Raw genomic sequence first — 16,546 nt, 5'->3', positions numbered from 1 at the left:
GTTGACGGAGCAGCAGGAGGCGTCGGAGGACGCCGTCATGACCAGGATCGGCCAGGCCGTCATCCTGCTGCACGCCGGGGACCGCGAGGAGGCCCGCAATCGGCTGGGGGAGATCTGGTCCGAGATCGGCGAGGCGGCTCCCGCGCTCCACCGGTGCACCCTCGCGCACTACATGGCTGACGCGCAGGACGACCCCGCCGACGAACTGGCCTGGGACCTGCGGGCACTGACCGCCGCCGACGGGCCGACCACCGCCGAGGGCCCGCCCGCGGGCCCACCGGGCGCGCGGACCCCGCGCGGGGCCCGCGACCCGCATCCGGCGGTCCGGGTGTTCTATCCGTCGCTGCACCTCAACCTGGCCGCCGACTACGTGAAACTGCGTCGGCCCGAGGCGGCCCGGGCCCACCTCGCCCGGGCCCGGGCGGCCACCGGCGCACTCGCCGACGACGGGTACGGCGACCGGGTCCGGGCCGCCATCGCCCGGCTGGAGCTGCGGCTCGCGACGGAGCCGGGCCACAGGCCCCGACCCTTCCCGGAGCAGTCGCCGTAGCCCCCGGGGCGGGGCGGGGAGGGCGTGCGGAGGAACCCTCAGCCGCCCTGGACGCCCGCGCAGATCCGGGCTTCCGGGCTGTCGGGATGCCAGCGTCCGTGGCGACGGCCCATGGCGCACACGTCCGCGGGGCGCACCGGCAACTCCCGCACCAGCTCACGCGGCACCTTCGCGTCGGGCCGGGGGCGGTGCGGACGGTCCCCGGGGCGGCCTTCGGGTTGCCCCGGGGGGCGCTCGCCCCGCCGGCGCGGCTCCGGGATGTCCGGGACCGGCGGCGCCGCCCGCCCCGGCTCCGAGGGCGAACGCGGCGTGGCCGGCGGCTCGCCCCGGCGGGCGTCCGCCGCAGCCGCCGAATCCGCCGGGGCCGCCGGACGCGCGGGCTCCGGCGGGACCGCCCGCAGCGCCTCCAGAGCGGGCGCCTGGACGACCACCGGAAGGGCCCCCGGTCCGCCGCGCGGCTCGTGCAGCGGCGGCAACCCCGCGGTGGGCACCGCCGCGGGCTGCGCCGGAGCGGGGGTCACGTTCACGCAGCCGGAGACAGCCGAGACGGCACAGGCCACTCCGAGCAGCAGTCTTGTCGTGGTTCGGGTTGGATGCACGCGCGCAACTCTGCTGTGCGAGGACCCCGTTGCGAAAACCCTGGGACGATATTGCCCCCGCACGGGTGACGGCCGGCCGCCGCTGCGCCGCCGGTTGACGGCCGGTGCGCGACCCGGCCGGCATCGGGCCCGCTACTCGCCCGTGACGCCGTCTATGTGCTCGCGCAGCAGGTCCGCGTGACCGTTGTGGCGGGCGTACTCCTCGATCATGTGGGTGTACACCCAGCGCAGGCTGAACACCTCGCCGCGGCGGTGGCTCTCCGGTCGCGAGACCAGGTCCAGGGAACGGCCCTGCACGGCCTGCCGGGCCAGCTCGATCTCGGTCTGCCACACCCGCTCGGACTCGCTCCAGGTGTCCTCGGCGGTGAACCGGAAGTCGCCGTCCACGTCGTCGGGCGTCGAGTACAGGTCGGGGAGTTCCTCGCCGACCATGATCTCGCGGAACCAGTACCGTTCCACCTCCGCCATGTGCCGCACGAGGCCCAACAGGCTGAGTTCGGACGGCGCGAGCGCGTTGCGACGCAACTGCTCGTCCCCGAGCCCCTCGCACTTCCAGGCCAGTGTCGAGCGGTGGTAGTCGAGCCAGCCGTCCAGCATGTCCCGCTCGTCGGCGGTGGTGGAGGGCTCGGGGCGGTGGGATCCGGAGTTGGTCATGAGCCCCATCCTCAGCGACCACAGCCCCTGTCACCAGGGATTAAGCTGCGAGCGTCCCACAAGGAACGAACCTGGAGGCTCCCGGTGAAGGTTGGCGTCATCGGACTCGGCGACATCGCCCGTAAGGCGTACCTGCCCGTCCTCACCGCCCGTCCGGGAGTGGAGCTGCACCTGCAGACCCGCACCCCCTCCACGCTGGAGCGGATCGGCGCGGTCCACCACGTCCCGGCCGAGCGCCGGCACACCACGCTCGACGCGCTGCTCTCCGCGGGACTCGACGCGGCCTTCGTGCACGCGCCGACCGAGGCCCACCCGGAGATCGTGGCGCGACTGCTGGAGGCGGGCGTGCCCACGTACGTGGACAAGCCGCTGGCCTACGAGTTGGAGGACTCGCGGCGGCTGGTGGAACTCGCCGAGGAGCGCGGGGTCGCCCTCGCCGTCGGGTTCAACCGGCGCCACGCGCCCGGGTACGCGCAGTGCGTCGACCACCCGCGCGAGTTGATCGTCATGCAGAAGAACAGGGTCGGGCTGCCCGAGGACCCGAGGACGCTGGTCCTGGACGACTTCATCCACGTCGTCGACACCCTGCGCTTCCTGCTGCCCGGGGAGGCCGACCACATCGACGTCCGGGCCGTGGTGCGCGAGGGCCTCATGCACCAGGTGGTGCTCCAGATGTCCGGCGACGGATTCACCGCCCTCGGCATCATGAACCGGCTGTCCGGGTCGACCGAGGAGACCCTGGAGGTGTCCGGACAGGACACCAAGCGGCAGGTCGTCAACCTCGCCGAGATCATCGACCACAAGGGCCAGCCGACCGTGCGCAGGCGCGGGGACTGGGTACCGGTCGCCCGCCAGCGGGGCATCGAACAGGTCGTGGACGCCTTCCTGGAAGCCGTCGAGGCCGGCGCCACACTGAGCGCCCGGGACGCCCTGCTCACCCACGAGCTGTGCGAACGGGTGGTGCGCTCGGCCCTGGAGCAGGCCTCCTGAGCGAAGGCCTCCACCGGGCCGCGCAGAACGCCGCCAGGGCGGCGAGGGCCGCACCCACCGGCCAGTCCCCGAAGCGGACGTAGAGGGTCGAGCCGGCGGCCAGGGGTGCCTCGTACACGTGGGCGGTGCTCGCCGACGTGGCGAGGGCCGGGCCGACCCGCTCACCCGACGGGCCCCGCACCACGCTGACGCCGGTGAGGGTGGCGTGCACCATCGGGCGGCCGGTCTCCGCGGCGCGCAGGGCGGCCAGCGAGGCGTGCTGGGCCGGGGCCCAGCTGTCCTGGAAGCTGGAGGTCGCGGACTGGGCGACGAGCAGGCCGGCCCCGTCACGGGCCAGGCGCCGGCTCATGTCGGGGAACGCGGACTCGAAGCACACCAGCGGACCGAGCAGGACCCCGGGACGGCCGGGCAGCGGCATGAGCACGGGGGTGTCGCCCCGTACCCGGTCCTCGCCCGCCGCCTTGCCGACCGAGGTGGCCCAGCCGAACAGCGCACGGGCGGGCACGTACTCGCCGAAGGGAACCAGCCGCATCTTGTCGTACCGGTCGCCGGTCGGGCCCTGGGGGTCGATCAGTACGGAACTCTTGCGGATGCCGGCGCCGTCGCCCCGCCGCGCGTCCACGTTGACCAGCAGGGGAGCCCCCACCTCGGCGGACAGGGCCGTCAACCGGCGCTCCAGGTCGGGGCGGGCCTCCAGGTCCGCGCCGACGCTGCTCTCGCCCCACACCACCAGGTCGGGGCGTTGCCCCACCAGGGTCCGCGTCAGGCGCTCCCCGACGTCGAACCGGCGCTCGGCGCTGTCCGGCCCGTCCGCGACCACCCCCGGCTGGACCACGGCCACCCGCAGGCCGCCGGTCACCTCCGGGCGCGGTACCCACAGCCACACGAGCCCCGTGAGCACCGCACAACCGGCCACCCCGGCCACCGCCGGGACCCGAGCCGCCGGCGCCGCGAGCAAGAGGACCAGCGCGCAGTTCACCGCCACCACCAGCAGGCTCACCAGCCACACCCCGCCCACGGAGGCCAGGCGCAGCGCCGGCGCCACCTGCCACTGGCCGGCCCCGAGCAGCCCCCATGGCCCGCCCAACCCCTGCCAGGAGCGGACCAACTCCGACAGCAGCCACCCCGCCGGTACGAGGACCAGCGCGGCCGTCGCACGACCCGCGGCCGGGACCCCGCCGAGCAACTCCCGCACCAGGAGCGCCCAGGGGATCCACAGCAGCCCCAGCAGCGCCGCCACCGCGACCAGGAACACGTGCATGCTCGGCAGCAGCCAGTGGTGGACCGCGAAGATGAACCCGGCGCCGCCGAGCCACCCCTCCAGCGCCGCGCGCCGCCCGGTGGGGGCGGACCTCAGCAGCAGCATCCAGGGCACGAGGGCGAGGTAGGCGAACCACCACAGCCCGGGCGAGGGGAAGGTGAGGGCGGGCAGCGCTCCGGCGGCGACGGCCGCCGCCGCCCGCCACCACCGCTTCGACCTCGGGATCATGACGCGCCTCCGCTTCCAGTGTGGAACGGCCGGACCGGATCAGCCCGGCCAGGGCTACGCGGACATGTGCCGCCACTTCTCGTGCACGGTGACCGAGCTGAGCCGCCAGCCCTCCGGGGTCCGGGCCAGAGCGAACGCGTACCGCCCGGCGGCGACGAAATTGGGGGAGGTGACCGTCCCGTCGAACTCCTCCCCGGCCAGCCGCATCGGGTTGAGGAAGTCCGCCCGCACCTCGGCCGCGTCACCGGGGGAACCGCCCAGGTCCTCCAGCCGGATCAGCCGGTTCACGATCAGGTGCTGGCGCACCGGGAAGAGCCGCATGGTCTGCGCGAGCCAGTCGGCCACCTCGCCGGCGGGCCCCTCGATCCCGCCGGCCGAGCTGTAGTCGGCCCGCCCGGTCGGCGTGAAGAGGGCGCGGTAGGCGCCCCAGTCCCCGTCATCGACGGCCACCGCGTACCCCGACACCACCTCGTCGATGGCCAGCCGGTCCATTACCGTCGCGAGGTCCACACGCTGCGTCATCGGGACAGTCTGGGGGCGCACGCCCGTGAGGCCAAGGGGCGTGCGCGGACCGGGCCCCGGCGAACACGATCAATGACCGGAATGCGCCTCCCGCGGTCGGACGACGACCAGGAACGCGTCACTGTCCAGGTCCATCACCACCTCGGCGGGCACGCCCTCGCGCATCCGCTGCGCCGCGTACTCCTCGGCGGGCCAGCTTCCCCTCGGACTTCCGGCCGGAAAACGCTCCAACACCACACGACCCATGGGACACCCCCTGCTTCTTGCCTTCAGGTCTCTTCAGGCACAACGACGCGGAGGCCGCTCGGGAACGTTCCCGAGCGGCCTCCGGTTCACGCGAAGCGGTGAGCGTGCTCCGTGAGAGCCGCCGGCACGGTCAGAGCGCTAAGAGCCGGACTCGCCGGCGTGCGGGCTCAGCACGTCCGCGCCGATCAGCGCGAACAGCAGGATGCCCAGGGCGATCCGGTAGATCACGAACGGCATGAAGCTCTTGGTGGAGATGAACTTCATGAACCAGGCGATCACGACGTAGCCCACGAAGAAGGCGATGACGGTCGCGAAGATCGTCGGCCCCCAGGAGATGTGCCCCGGGGTCTCGACGACGTCCTTGATCTCGAAGGCCCCGGAGGCCAGCACGGCCGGGATGGCGAGGAGGAAGGAGTAGCGGGCCGCCGCCTCGCGGGTGAAGCCGAGGAGCAGACCGCCGGAGATCGTCGCCCCGGACCGCGAGACGCCGGGGATCAGCGCCATCGCCTGGCAGATGCCGAAGATCAGGCCGTCCTTGACGCCCAGCTCCTGGAGGGTCTTGCGCTCCTTGACCACCCGGTGCTTGCCGCCCTGCTCGTCGCGCGAGGCCAACCAGTCGGCGTAGCCGAGCACGATGCCCATCACGATCAGGGTGGTGGCGGTCAGCCGCAGGTCGCGGGCGGGACCCACGATCGCGTCCTTGAACACGAGGCCGAGGACACCGATCGGGATCGATCCGACGATCACCAGCCAGCCCATCTTCGCGTCCTGTTCGGAGCGCAGGGCCTTGGTGTAGAGGGAACGGAACCAGGTGGAGATGATCCGCGCGATGTCCTTGCGGAAGTAGATCAGGACGGCGGCCTCGGTGCCGATCTGGGTGATGGCGGTGAAGGCCGCCCCCGGGTCGTGCCAGCCGGCGAAAGCCGCGGTCAGCCTGAGGTGGGCACTGGAGGAGATCGGGAGGAACTCCGTAAGCCCCTGGACGAGACCGAGGATTAGGGATTCGAACCAGCTCATGTCGGGGTGCGCTCGTCCTTGTGATCGTCGGGCAGTTCGGGTCCGATGCTAGGGCCCGTGGGGGGCGCCGCTGACCACAGGGGGGTGGTGGGGCGCCGGCTCGTACGCCGGGCCGTGCGCGACGGGGGGTACGAGGCGGTGTCGCTTGCGCCAGGCGACGGCCGCCGCGACGACCGCGGAGACCGCGATGAAGCCGAACGACGCGAGGAACGCGGGCGAACCCGGGGACGAGGCGCTGGCCCCCGCGATCACGTACGCGGCGGTGTTCGGCACCGTGCCGAGCGCCGTCGCCGCAAGGAACGGCAGCCAGCCGCAACGGGAAACCGCCGCGCAGTAGTTGGCCGCCGCGAAGGGCACCCCGGGGAAGATCCGGATCGCCAACATGGAACGGAAGCCGTGCCGGCTCAACTGGCCGTCGGCCGCCCGCAACCAGCGGCCGCGCAACAGCGGACGCAAAGCCCCCTGCCCCATCACCCGCCCCAGAGCGAAGGCGACGCCGGCGCCGAGCACCGTGCCGGCGACCGCCGCCACCAGGCCGAACGCGGTTCCGAAGACCGCCCCCGCGGCGAGGTTCAGCAGCGGACGGGGCACGAACGCCGCCGTGCACAGCCCGTACACCCCCGCGAACAGCGCCACCGCCACGCCCACCGGGAGCGCCGGGGGCCACCCCTGCGAGAGCAGGCGCTGGGGCTCGTACAGCAGCACGCACACGCCCGCCGTCACCAGCAGCAGGACGAGCACGAACAACCGGGTCCACGGCGCGAGGAGGAGGGACATCCCGGGAGACTAACCGACACATGCGGCGTCGTGCCGTAATCCGGACCTCATGCGGTCGAACGGCCGGCGGCCTCCGAACGTTCCTCGCGGCCGTCTCTCCGCAGGGCGGTTCGCTTCGCCCGGCGGGCTCCGTCGTGGACGCCGAGCAGGCCGGTCCGGCGCCGCGCCCGCGCGAGGGACGCCGCGCCCGTCCGCGAGGATCCGCGCGCCCCGACGCCGCGCACCGCCCCGGGCAGTGACCAAGGACACTGCGAATCCTGCCGGAACGAACCCCGCCACGTTCGCGCCCCGTAACGGGTCCGCGGCGGACGGTGAGCAGTGGGGCGGGTGGAGGAACGGCCGGTCCGCAAGGGCCCCCGGCCGCGCGGAAATTGGTTCGACGCCGCCCCGATCGCGCGGCAGGATCGGGGACATGTCCAGGCACGCCTTCCTCGCAGCGCCGTCCGCAGTCGCGGACGCGCCGAAGGCTGCCCTCCTCGTGGAGGATCACGCCCCCGTCGCATTCGACGGCGCACGAAGCTGACCCTTCCCGGATCGTCCGGCGGACCCCACAGGGGGAGGGTCGGTTCGCTCCGGGGGTCCCGTCTCCAGCTTCGGAACACACGGGAAGACATCATGGCCAAGACGGCCTTCGTGCGCACCAAGCCGCACCTCAACATCGGCACCATGGGACACGTCGACCACGGGAAGACGACGCTCACCGCCGCCATCACCAAAGTCCTCGCCGGGCGCGGCGGCGCCTCCTTCGTCCCCTTCGACCGCATCGACCGGGCCCCCGAGGAGGCCCGGCGCGGCATCACCATCAACCTCACGCACGTGGAGTACGAGACCGACACCCGGCACTACGCCCACGTCGACATGCCGGGTCACGCCGACTACGTGAAGAACATGGTCACGGGCGCGGCCCAGCTCGACGGGGCCATCCTCGTCGTGTCCGCGCTCGACGGGGTCATGCCACAAACTGCCGAGCACGTACTGCTGGCCCGCCAAGTGGGCGTGAACCACATCGTGGTGGCCCTCAACAAGGCCGACGCCGGGGACCCCGAACTCACCGACCTGGTCGAGCTGGAGGTCCGCGAACTGCTCACCGCGCACGGCTACGGCGGCGACACCGCCCCGGTCGTCCGGGTCTCCGGGCTCGCGGCGCTGGAGGGGGACCCGCGGTGGACCGGGGCGATCGAGGCGCTGCTGGACGCGGTGGACACGTACGTACCGATGCCGGTGCGCTACACGGACGCGCCGTTCCTGCTGCCGGTGGAGAACGTGCTGACCATCACCGGGCGCGGGACCGTCGTGACCGGAGCCGTCGAGCGGGGCTCCGTACGGCTCGGGGAGCGGGTGAGCGTGCTCGGCGGGGACGGCGAGACGCTCGAGACCGTCGTCACCGGGCTGGAGACCTTCGGCCGGCCGATGGAGTCCGCCGAGGCCGGGGACAACGTCGCGCTCCTGCTGCGCGGCGTGCCGCGCGACGGGGTCCGGCGCGGGCACGTGGTCGCGGCGCCCGGGAGCGTGCGGCCGAGCCGCCGCTTCACCGCGCGGGTGTACGTGCTGTCCGCCCGCGAGGGCGGCCGGACGACGGCGATCGCGTCCGGGTACCGACCGCAGTTCTACATCCGCACCGCCGACGTGGTCGGGGACGTGGACCTGGGCGAGGTGCCCGTGGTCCGGCCCGGGGAGACGGTCACCATGACCGTCGAGCTGGGCCGGGACCTGCCGCTGGAGCCCGGCCTCGGCTTCGCGATCCGTGAGGGCGGGCGCACGGTCGGCGCCGGGACGGTGACCACCGTCGGGTAGCGGCGGACTGTCGGGCGCCCCCGTATCGGGGCCCGCCGTGGTGGCGGCGGTCGGCTTCGGCCAGACTGCCGTCATCACGGGACACGACCGAGGGGCGGGCGGCGATGAGCGGCGAAACGGCACTGGTGCTGGGCGGCGGGGGGCTCACCGGGATCGGCTGGGAGAGCGGGATCCTGTACGGGCTCGCCCGGGCGGGCATCGACCTGGGCACCGCCGACCTCGTCGTCGGCACCTCCGCCGGCTCGGTGGTGGGCGCGCAGCTCACCTCCGGACTGCTGACCCCCCGGGAGCTGTACGAGCGTCAGCTGGGCGACGCCTCGGGCGAGGCGGTGGCCAGGCTCGGAGCCGGGCTCGTCGCGCGGTACGCCGTCGCGATGGCCCGCTCGCGGGACGCCGCCGGCTACCGCAGGCGCATCGGCGCCTACGCCCTGGCCGCCGCCGGGACCACCGCGGAGACGGAACGCCGCGAGGTCCTCAAGGCCCGGCTCGTCTCGGGGGAGTGGCCCGAGCGGCGGTTCGTCGTCACCGCCGTCGACACCCTGAGCGGGGAACTCACCGCCTTCGACCGCACGGGCGGGGCCGGGCTGCTGGACGCCGTCTCGGCGAGTTGCGCGGTGCCCGGGGTGTGGCCGCCGGTGACCGTGGGCGGGCGGCGGTTCATGGACGGCGGTGTCCGCTCGGCCACCAACGCCGACCTGGCGGAGGGCTACGCCCGGGTGGTGATCCTCGCGCCCATGAGCCTGGGCAGCGGCATGATCCCCTCGCCCGCCGCGCAGGCCGCCCGGCTCCGGGCGGCCGGGGCGAGGGTGCTGCTCATCACCCCGTCCCAGGCGGCGCGCAAGGCTTTCGGGCGCAATGTCCTGGATCCCGCCCGGCGGGACCCGGCGGCGCGGGCGGGACTGGCGCAGGCGGCCGAGCACGTGGCCGAGGCGACGGCCGTCTGGGCGGGCTGACGGCGCGGCGGCCCGACAATGGTGGGGTGGACGACGAACAGATCCCGGTGATCCGGGACGTGGGCCAAGGCACCGCCAAGCTGATGCCGGACGTGGACCGGGAGCGGGCCTGGCTGCTGACCGTGAACGGGGCACCGCAGTCCTACGTGGACCTGGACGAGCCCGAGCACCTGGAGTTCGAGTACGTGCGCCGGCTCGCCCACGTACTCGACTGCGCGGCCGAACCGGGGGCGCCGCTGGACCTGCTGCACCTGGGAGGGGGCGCGCTGACCCTGCCGCGCTACGCCGCCGCGACCCGTCCGGGGTCCCGGCAGGAGGTGGTGGAGTTCGACGCGGAGCTGGTGGACATGGTCGCGGAGCACCTGCCGGCGGCGGACGGCGCCGGGATCACGGTGCACACGGCCGACGCCCGGGCCTGGTTGGGCGGCGCCCCCGCGGCGAGCGTGGACGTCCTGGTCGCGGACGTGTTCGGGGGCTCGCGGGTGCCGGCGCAGCTGACCTCGGTGGAGTACGCGCGGGAGGCGGCCCGGGTGCTCAGGCCCGGCGGGCTGTACGCGGCGAACCTGGCCGACGGGGCGCCCTTCGGGTTCCTGCGGGCGCAGTTGGCGAACTTCGGGGCGGTCTTCGGGGAACTGGCGCTGATCGCGGAGCCGGGCGTGCTGCGGGGACGGCGCTTCGGGAACGCGGTGCTCGTGGCGTCGGACCGGGAGATCCCGGTGGCGGCGCTGGCCCGGCGCTGCGCGGCCGACGCGTTCGCGGCCCGGGTGGAGGACGGGGACGCGTTGGCCCGGTTCACGCGGGGGGCGCTACCGGTGGGGGACGCGGAGGCGGTCGCCTCCCCGGAGCCCCCGGCGGGCGCGTTCAGCGTCGACTAGGTCGTCTAGTGCCGTACCGGGCGCCGTGGCACGGTGCGCCTTGCCGGTCACGGCACCAGGGGTCGAGGGAAGGTCCGGAGCCCGCGCCCCCGGGGGTGGGCGGGTCAGCCCAGGGGCAGGGCGGCCGGGGCGGGCGGCGCCGGGTGGACGTCGGGTGCGTCCTTCGCGGGCTTGCGGGTCATCCGGCGGACGTCCGGGACGAGCAGCACCAAAGCGGTGACCACCACCACGAGGGCCGCGCACCCCCACAGGGCCGAGGTGCGGCCGACGGCCGATTCGACGGGGCCGGCCAGGGCGGTGGCGAGCGGCAGCATCGACACCGAGCCGAACCAGTCGTAGGCGGACACCCGGGAGAACTTCTCCTCGGGGATCTCCTGGTGCATGGTCGTCATCCAGTTGACGCCGAACACCTCGATCGCCAGGCCGCTCACGAGCATCACGAGGCACAGGGCCCACACCGGGAGCGGAACCGCCAGTCCGGCGGACGGCATCGCCAGCGGGAACACGCACAGGGTGCCGACCAGCAGCAACCGGCGGGGCTTCCACGCCATCATGAGGAACGCGCCGGCGATCGTGCCCACGCCGAAGAAGGCCAGGGCGATGCCCCACGGGGCCGCCCCGCCCAGCCGGTCCCGGGCGACCAGCGGGCCGTACACCGCTTCGGCGGCGCCGACGACGGCGACGACCACCGAGAACTGGAGCACGATGCTCCACAGCCACGGGCGGGTCTTGAACTCCACCCACCCCTCGCGCAGGTCGGACAACAACCCTCCGCCCGGAGCCCGCTCGGGGATGTGGCCGACGTCGAGGAACGCGCGCAGGGCGCCGGCGACGGCGAAGGCGACCGCGTCGACGGCGAGCACCCAGCCCGCGCCCATGGCGGCGATCAGGGCGCCGCCGAGGGCCGCGCCGCCGATGCCGGCGCCGTTCACGGCCATCCGGAAGAGCGCGAAGGCGCGGTTGGAGTGTTGTCCGGACACGGTGGAGAGCAGCATGCCCTCGGCGGCCGGATTGAAGAAGGCGGTACCCGTGCCGCAGAGCGCGGTCAGCAGCATCATCTGCCACAACGGCGGGTGTCCGGTGAGGACGATCACGGCGAACGCGGCCTGGGACACGCAGTTCAGGGCGTTTGCCCCGACCATCACCCGGTGGCGGGGCAGCCGGTCGGCGATCGCTCCGCCGATGAGCAGGAACAGGACGAGCGGCACGGTGCGCGCGGCCGCGACGAGGCCGACGTCTCCCGTGGACCCGCCCGCCTGGATGACCGCGAAGGAGGCCGCGATGAGCGCTCCGTGGCTGCCGAGGTTCGTGACGACCGCCGCGGCCGTCAGGAGGCTGTAGTTGCGGCCGGCCCACTCGGGGCGGCCGCGCCGTACGGACGGCGGGGCGGGTTCGGCGGGGGGAGTGCTCACCCACGGACTATCCCTGGCCGGGACCGGGATTCCAAACGAAATTCCGGCCCCGGCCAGGGGGCCGCGCAGATCAGCTCGCGTTGAGGCGGACGGAGCTGAGGATCTTCTCGTACGTCTCCTGGCTGACCTCGCCCGGAACCCCGGCCGCGCTGTAGAGGACCCAGGTCGCGAAGTCGTTCTTGGCGTTCTTGAAGCTGAAGGCGATGCTCTTGCCGTCCGAGGAGCACTTGTTCTCCTTCGGCAGGCCGGTCACCGATGCGGTCGCCATGTGCCCCTTGAGGCCGGAGGAGGTGGTGTACTCCTTGGGCTCCGTGACCTTGGTGGTGCCCTTCGGTCCCTTCTGCCCGTATCCGGCGAAGACCCAGTTGCCGGCCTCGTTGCGCGCCGCCTCGGCGGTGTCCTTCGCTCCCTGGCCGCCCTTGGTGCCGGTGCCGCCGAGCGACGTGGTCTCCTCGCTGCCGTTCTTGTCGGAGTCGACCTTGCACCAGTCCTGCTTGAGGTACGCCGGCGCGGACATCATCACGATCGGCGAGCCGTCGCCCTTGGCCTCGTCCTCGAAGCCGATCGACATGCCGGAGCTCAGCACCTCCCAGTCCGGCGGGACGTCGAAGGCGGTGCCGTGCTTCGGGTTGACGACCACCTTCCAACCGGGGATCACCGGCTTCAGGTCACCACCGGCGCGCGGGTTCCCGGTGGGGGAGGCCGGTGCGGCCGAGCTCGCGGCGGGGGACGAGGAGGCGACGGCCGGCTTGTCGTCGGCCTGGTCGCTCTTCTTGTCCCGGGTCAGGACGAAGGTGCCGGTGACGGCGGCCGTCACGACGACCGCCGCGGCCGCGACGATCGCCACGGTCTTCGTCGAGAAGGGGGTTCCGCCGCCCTGAGGGGCCTGCGGGGGCTGCTGTCCCCACGGCTGGACGGGAGGGGGCGTCTGGTAGCCCTGTTGGGGATAGCCGTAGCCGGGCTGCTCGCCGAACCCCTGCTGCGGCGGCTGCTGCTGGTACGGGTTCGGCGTTCCCGGCTGCTGCTGGTACGGGTTCTGTCGCGCGTCCTGGGGGTCGGTCTCTCCCCCGGGCGGCTGTTGCTGTCCTGGCCACATGGCCGGTAACGATAGTGGGAGCGGGTGTCGGTGGTCACGGCCGCCCCTGGAAGAGGTCTGGTCAACCGTGTCTACTCGTGGGTAACATCGCGTTCCATGAGCGCAGAACAGATGAACGTGGGCGAAATGCTCGCCGCGACGGTACCGATGGCCCGCACCCTGAACCTCCAGTTCCTGGAGACCACCCCGGAGCGCGCGGTCGTCCGCCTGCCGGACCAGCCCGACTACCACAACCACGTGGGCGGCCCGCACGCCGGCGCCATGTTCACGCTGGCCGAGTCCGCGAGCGGCGCGATCGTCCTGGCCGCCTTCGGCGACCAGCTCTCGCGCGCCGTGCCGCTCGCCGTCAAGGCCGAGATCGGCTACAAGAAGCTCGCCAAGGGCGTCGTCACCGCCACCGCGACCCTCGGTCGCCCGGCCGCGGAAGTCATCGCCGAGCTGGACGCGGGCGGCCGCCCCGAGTTCCCCGTCACCATCGCCATCCAGCGCGAGGACGAGGCCGTGACGGGTGAGATGACCGTGGTCTGGACGCTGCGCCCCAACGCGTAGCGCGCGGGCGGGGAGCCGCGCCGGCAGGGAGCGTCGCGTGGCACGCACGCGGGGGGAGTGGGGGGCCGTACCCGAAGGGGGTGCGGCCCCCCACGCGTTCGCGCGGGGAGCGGCCGGAAGAGGGCCCCGGCCCGCTAGAGTCCGTCCGACGACGACGGAGGGGAACCCCATGGCCAAGGTCAACATCAGCCTCGACGCCGAACTCGTGGTCGAGGTGATGGTCCTCGCCGGAGTCGGCTCCCCGCAGGACGCGGTGGAGGCGGTCGTACGGGACTACATCGCGCGCGGACACCGCACCGAGGCCCGGGTCCGCGTCCAGGACGAGCCGAACCGGGAACCCGAGGGCGTGCCGCAGCCGCCGCAGGGCTGAACCTCGGCGTCGAGGTGGCGCGTCCGGGCGGCCCCGACGGCGCCCCGGCGCACAGTGGGCGCGGGAGCGGTCCGGCGCGGGCCGCTCCCGCCGATGCCGACGCCGCAGGGAGCGCCCATGAGCGAGGCCGTGTCCAGACGTTCGGCGGTGCGCCTGCTCGGGGCGATGGGCGCCGCGCTCGCCACGGCCGGTTGCGTGGCCGCCGTACCGCCCCGCCCCGGTCCCCGTACGGCCTCTCCCGCCGCGGGACCGGCCGGACAGCCGGCCGGCACGGCCCGGATCGACGCCCTGCTGGGCCGGCTCACCCTCGACGAGAAGACCGCCCTGCTGCACGGCGCCCCGGACCCCGCGCCCCTCGGCCAGGCCGGCCACGTGCCCGGCGTCCCCCGGCTGGGCGTCCCCGCCCTGCGGCTCGCCGACGGACCCGCCGGGGTCCGCGTCGCCGCACGCGCCACCGCCCTGCCCGCGCCCGTCCTGCTGGCCTGCGCCTTCGACCCGACGCTCGCCCGGGAGTACGGCCGGGTCCTCGGCCGCGAGGGCCGCGCGCTGGGACAGGACGTCCTGCTCGCCCCCATGGCCAACCTGATCCGCACCCCCTTCGCCGGCCGCAACTTCGAGACCTTCGCCGAGGACCCGAAGCTCACGGCCGACCTGGTCGCCGAAGTCGTCCGGGGGATCCAGGACGAGGGCATGATCGCCACCGTCAAGCACTTCGCCCTCAACAACCAGGAACGCGGCCGCGACACCATCGACGTCGTCGTCGCCGAACAGACCCTCCACGAGACCGAACTGAGGGGCTTCGAGGCCGCGGTGGCGGCCGGCGTCGGCGCGGTGATGGGCGCGTACAACAAGGTCGACGGGACCCACGCCTGTGAGAACAAACCGCTCCTGGACGAACTGCTGCGCGGCCGTTGGGGATTCGACGGCTGGGTGGCCTCCGACTGGGGGGCCACCCACGGCACCGTGGGCTCCGTCAACGCCGGCCTCGACATGGAGATGCCCGGCGGCACCCACTACGGCGCCCCGCTGCGCGAGGCGGTGCGCGGCGGATCCGTCTCCCAGGACACCGTGGACCTCGCCGTGCGCCGGATCCTGACCACCATGGACCGCTTCGGACTGCTCGCCGTACATCCCGCCGCCCGCCCCGTCCGCGACGCCTCCGCCGGAGCCCGGTTCGCCCGCAAGGTGGCCACCGCGGGGGCGGTGCTGCTGCGCAACGAACACGGCACCCTGCCGCTGGCCGGTGCGGCGGCCCGCTCGATCGCCGTGATCGGGCCCACCGGTGCGATGCCCTTCGTGAGCGGCGGCGGCAGCGCCCACGTGGTGCCCGACGTGGCCGACGCCCCGCTCACCGCCATCAAACGGCGCGCCGGGAACGGGGCGAGCGTCCGCCACGCGCTCGGTGAGGACCTGTACGGCCGGTCCCTTCCGCCGACCCTGCTGACGCCGCCCGTCGACCTGGACGACCACAGCGTGGACGCGGGCCGTCGCTGGAGCCACGAGGGGACGTTCACCCTGGCCGCGGACGACGAATGGACGTTGATCGTCCACTACTCCGGGAAGCGGCCGGTCGTACGTCTCGACGGGGAGGACCTGTTCCCCGTACGCCAGGGCGTCGCCGAGTACTTCGCGGGCGGGCTCCTCGGCGCCGCCCCCGACGGGCTGACCGTCCGGCGCCGCACCCTCGCCCTCAAGGCCGGCGCGCACCGCCTCGCGGTCACGGCGGACGGCGGGGACAAGGGCCTGCGCCTGCGGCTGCGGCACATCACCCGGGCGGGGCGGGCCGCCGACGTCGCCGAGGCGGTCAAGGTCGCCGAGGAGGCCCGCAGCGTGGTGCTGTTCGCGTACGAGGACGCCACCGAGGGCCGCGACCGCACCTCGCTCGCGCTGCCGGGCGGACAGGCCGCGCTGATCGAGGCCGTCACCGCCGTCAACCCGCGGACCACCGTGGTCCTCAACACCGGCTCCAGCACCACCATGCCGTGGCTCGCGCGCACCGGGGCGGTCCTCCAGATGTACTACCCGGGGCAGGAGGGGGCGGGCGCGACCGCCGACCTGCTCTTCGGGGACGTGGACCCGGGCGGCCGACTGACGCAGACGTTCCCGGTCGACGAACGGGCGACCCCGGTCGCCGGGGACCCGCTGCGCTACCCGGGCGTCGGCGGCCGGCAGGAGTACACCGAGGGCGTGCACATCGGCCACCGCTGGTACGACGCGCAGAAGGTGGAGCCGCTCTTCGCCTTCGGGCACGGGCTCTCGTACACCACGTGGGCGTACGAGAAGCTCGCCGTGCGGGCGGAGCGCGGCGGACTGCGCGTGGAGTTCACGGTCCGCAACACCGGACGCCGCAAGGGCGTGGAGGTGGCGCAGGTGTACCTGGGACCGGCGGCCTCGCTCCGACTGGACCAGCCGGTGCGCGTGTTGGCCGGATACCGTCGCCTGACCCTGGCCCCGGGGCAGGCGCAGCGGGTCACCGTCGACATCGACGCCCGGACGCTGTCGTCGTGGGATCCGGAACAGCACACCTGGGTGGTGGGTTCAGGCCCCCGCGAGGTCTTCGCGGGCCGTTCCTCGCGCGAACTGCCACTGAGGGCGAGGGCCGTCGTGGCGAGCCGATAGGCTGCCCGTTCGGCGTGTCACAGGGGGCGCGCCG

Annotated in this window: 17 protein-coding genes; 8 read left to right on the top strand and 9 right to left on the bottom strand. The window is 73.8% G+C overall.

The features are described 5' to 3' along the window. Nucleotide 1: 1 nt before the first annotated feature. Nucleotides 2-550 (top strand): hypothetical protein, encoded by a 549-nt coding sequence (locus ACIRO3_RS08850; RefSeq protein WP_404134015.1) that lies wholly within the window; start codon nucleotides 2-4, stop codon nucleotides 548-550. 38 nt (nucleotides 551-588) lie between these two features. Here the strand turns inward: ACIRO3_RS08850 and ACIRO3_RS08845 are convergent, their stop codons facing one another. Both ACIRO3_RS08845 and ACIRO3_RS08840 read right to left on the bottom strand, forming a co-directional pair. Further along, a complete protein-coding gene (locus tag ACIRO3_RS08845) occupies nucleotides 589-1,149 on the bottom strand; it encodes a hypothetical protein (protein WP_404134012.1) in 561 nt (186 codons plus the stop codon). Nucleotides 1,150-1,281: 132 nt separating this feature from the next. Beyond that, nucleotides 1,282-1,803: a DinB family protein gene (locus ACIRO3_RS08840; RefSeq protein WP_404134010.1), complete on the bottom strand. Its 522-nt coding sequence runs from the start codon at nucleotides 1,801-1,803 to the stop codon at nucleotides 1,282-1,284. A gap of 84 nt (nucleotides 1,804-1,887) precedes the next feature. Between ACIRO3_RS08840 and ACIRO3_RS08835 the strand changes: the two genes are divergently transcribed. Beyond that, nucleotides 1,888-2,793, top strand: a complete 906-nt coding sequence (locus tag ACIRO3_RS08835; RefSeq protein WP_361786531.1) for a Gfo/Idh/MocA family oxidoreductase — start codon at nucleotides 1,888-1,890, stop codon at nucleotides 2,791-2,793. Here the strand turns inward: ACIRO3_RS08835 and lnt are convergent. From lnt to ACIRO3_RS08810, 5 genes are all read right to left on the bottom strand, one after another. Then, complete coding sequence (lnt, locus tag ACIRO3_RS08830) at nucleotides 2,738-4,282, bottom strand: apolipoprotein N-acyltransferase (protein WP_404134008.1); 1,545 nt, start codon at nucleotides 4,280-4,282, stop codon at nucleotides 2,738-2,740. The two genes, ACIRO3_RS08835 and lnt, sit on opposite strands and share 56 nt — an antisense overlap. 54 nt (nucleotides 4,283-4,336) lie before the next feature. After that, a complete protein-coding gene (locus ACIRO3_RS08825; RefSeq protein ID WP_404134005.1) occupies nucleotides 4,337-4,804 on the bottom strand; it encodes a nuclear transport factor 2 family protein in 468 nt (155 codons plus the stop codon). 69 nt (nucleotides 4,805-4,873) lie between these two features. After that, on the bottom strand, nucleotides 4,874-5,050 hold the full coding sequence (locus ACIRO3_RS08820) for a hypothetical protein (RefSeq protein WP_361786540.1): 177 nt from the start codon (nucleotides 5,048-5,050) through the stop codon (nucleotides 4,874-4,876). A gap of 138 nt (nucleotides 5,051-5,188) precedes the next feature. Beyond that, entirely contained in the window at nucleotides 5,189-6,067 is an 879-nt protein-coding gene (locus ACIRO3_RS08815; RefSeq protein ID WP_361787267.1) for an undecaprenyl-diphosphate phosphatase, read from the bottom strand. A 48-nt stretch (nucleotides 6,068-6,115) separates the two neighbouring features. Next, complete coding sequence (locus ACIRO3_RS08810; RefSeq protein WP_404134002.1) at nucleotides 6,116-6,844, bottom strand: TVP38/TMEM64 family protein; 729 nt, start codon at nucleotides 6,842-6,844, stop codon at nucleotides 6,116-6,118. Between the two features lie 615 nt (nucleotides 6,845-7,459). Between ACIRO3_RS08810 and tuf the strand changes: the two genes are divergently transcribed. The 3 genes from tuf (at nucleotide 7,460) to ACIRO3_RS08795 (ending at nucleotide 10,466) form a co-directional block, all read left to right on the top strand. Next, on the top strand, nucleotides 7,460-8,638 hold the full coding sequence (tuf, locus tag ACIRO3_RS08805) for an elongation factor Tu (RefSeq protein WP_404134000.1): 1,179 nt from the start codon (nucleotides 7,460-7,462) through the stop codon (nucleotides 8,636-8,638). 104 nt (nucleotides 8,639-8,742) lie between these two features. Then, nucleotides 8,743-9,591: a patatin-like phospholipase family protein gene (locus tag ACIRO3_RS08800; protein WP_404133997.1), complete on the top strand. Its 849-nt coding sequence runs from the start codon at nucleotides 8,743-8,745 to the stop codon at nucleotides 9,589-9,591. Nucleotides 9,592-9,674: 83 nt separating this feature from the next. Continuing rightward, nucleotides 9,675-10,466, top strand: coding sequence for a spermidine synthase (locus ACIRO3_RS08795; protein WP_404134161.1), 792 nt, complete (start codon nucleotides 9,675-9,677; stop codon nucleotides 10,464-10,466). A gap of 104 nt (nucleotides 10,467-10,570) precedes the next feature. Here the strand turns inward: ACIRO3_RS08795 and ACIRO3_RS08790 are convergent, their stop codons facing one another. Further along, nucleotides 10,571-11,878 carry an MFS transporter gene (locus tag ACIRO3_RS08790; protein ID WP_404133994.1) on the bottom strand — a complete coding sequence of 436 codons (1,308 nt, stop codon included), beginning with the start codon at nucleotides 11,876-11,878 and terminating at the stop codon, nucleotides 10,571-10,573. 70 nt (nucleotides 11,879-11,948) lie between these two features. Continuing rightward, nucleotides 11,949-12,974: a hypothetical protein gene (locus ACIRO3_RS08785; RefSeq protein ID WP_404133992.1), complete on the bottom strand. Its 1,026-nt coding sequence runs from the start codon at nucleotides 12,972-12,974 to the stop codon at nucleotides 11,949-11,951. A gap of 96 nt (nucleotides 12,975-13,070) precedes the next feature. Between ACIRO3_RS08785 and ACIRO3_RS08780 the strand changes: the two genes are divergently transcribed. The 3 genes from ACIRO3_RS08780 (at nucleotide 13,071) to ACIRO3_RS08770 (ending at nucleotide 16,512) form a co-directional block, all read left to right on the top strand. Next, on the top strand, nucleotides 13,071-13,523 hold the full coding sequence (locus tag ACIRO3_RS08780; RefSeq protein WP_361786937.1) for a DUF4442 domain-containing protein: 453 nt from the start codon (nucleotides 13,071-13,073) through the stop codon (nucleotides 13,521-13,523). Nucleotides 13,524-13,692: 169 nt separating this feature from the next. After that, nucleotides 13,693-13,893 carry a type II toxin-antitoxin system VapB family antitoxin gene (locus ACIRO3_RS08775; RefSeq protein ID WP_361786935.1) on the top strand — a complete coding sequence of 67 codons (201 nt, stop codon included), beginning with the start codon at nucleotides 13,693-13,695 and terminating at the stop codon, nucleotides 13,891-13,893. A 117-nt stretch (nucleotides 13,894-14,010) separates the two neighbouring features. Next, the gene (locus ACIRO3_RS08770) at nucleotides 14,011-16,512 is read left to right on the top strand and encodes a glycoside hydrolase family 3 C-terminal domain-containing protein (protein ID WP_404133989.1); all 2,502 of its coding nucleotides are present in this window, start codon (nucleotides 14,011-14,013) and stop codon (nucleotides 16,510-16,512) included. Nucleotides 16,513-16,546: the final 34 nt, after the last annotated feature.

The organism is Streptomyces sp. NPDC102278 (genome assembly GCF_044766345.1).
Taxonomy (GTDB): domain Bacteria; phylum Actinomycetota; class Actinomycetes; order Streptomycetales; family Streptomycetaceae; genus Streptomyces.
This window is presented reverse-complemented; position numbering and strand designations above follow the sequence as displayed.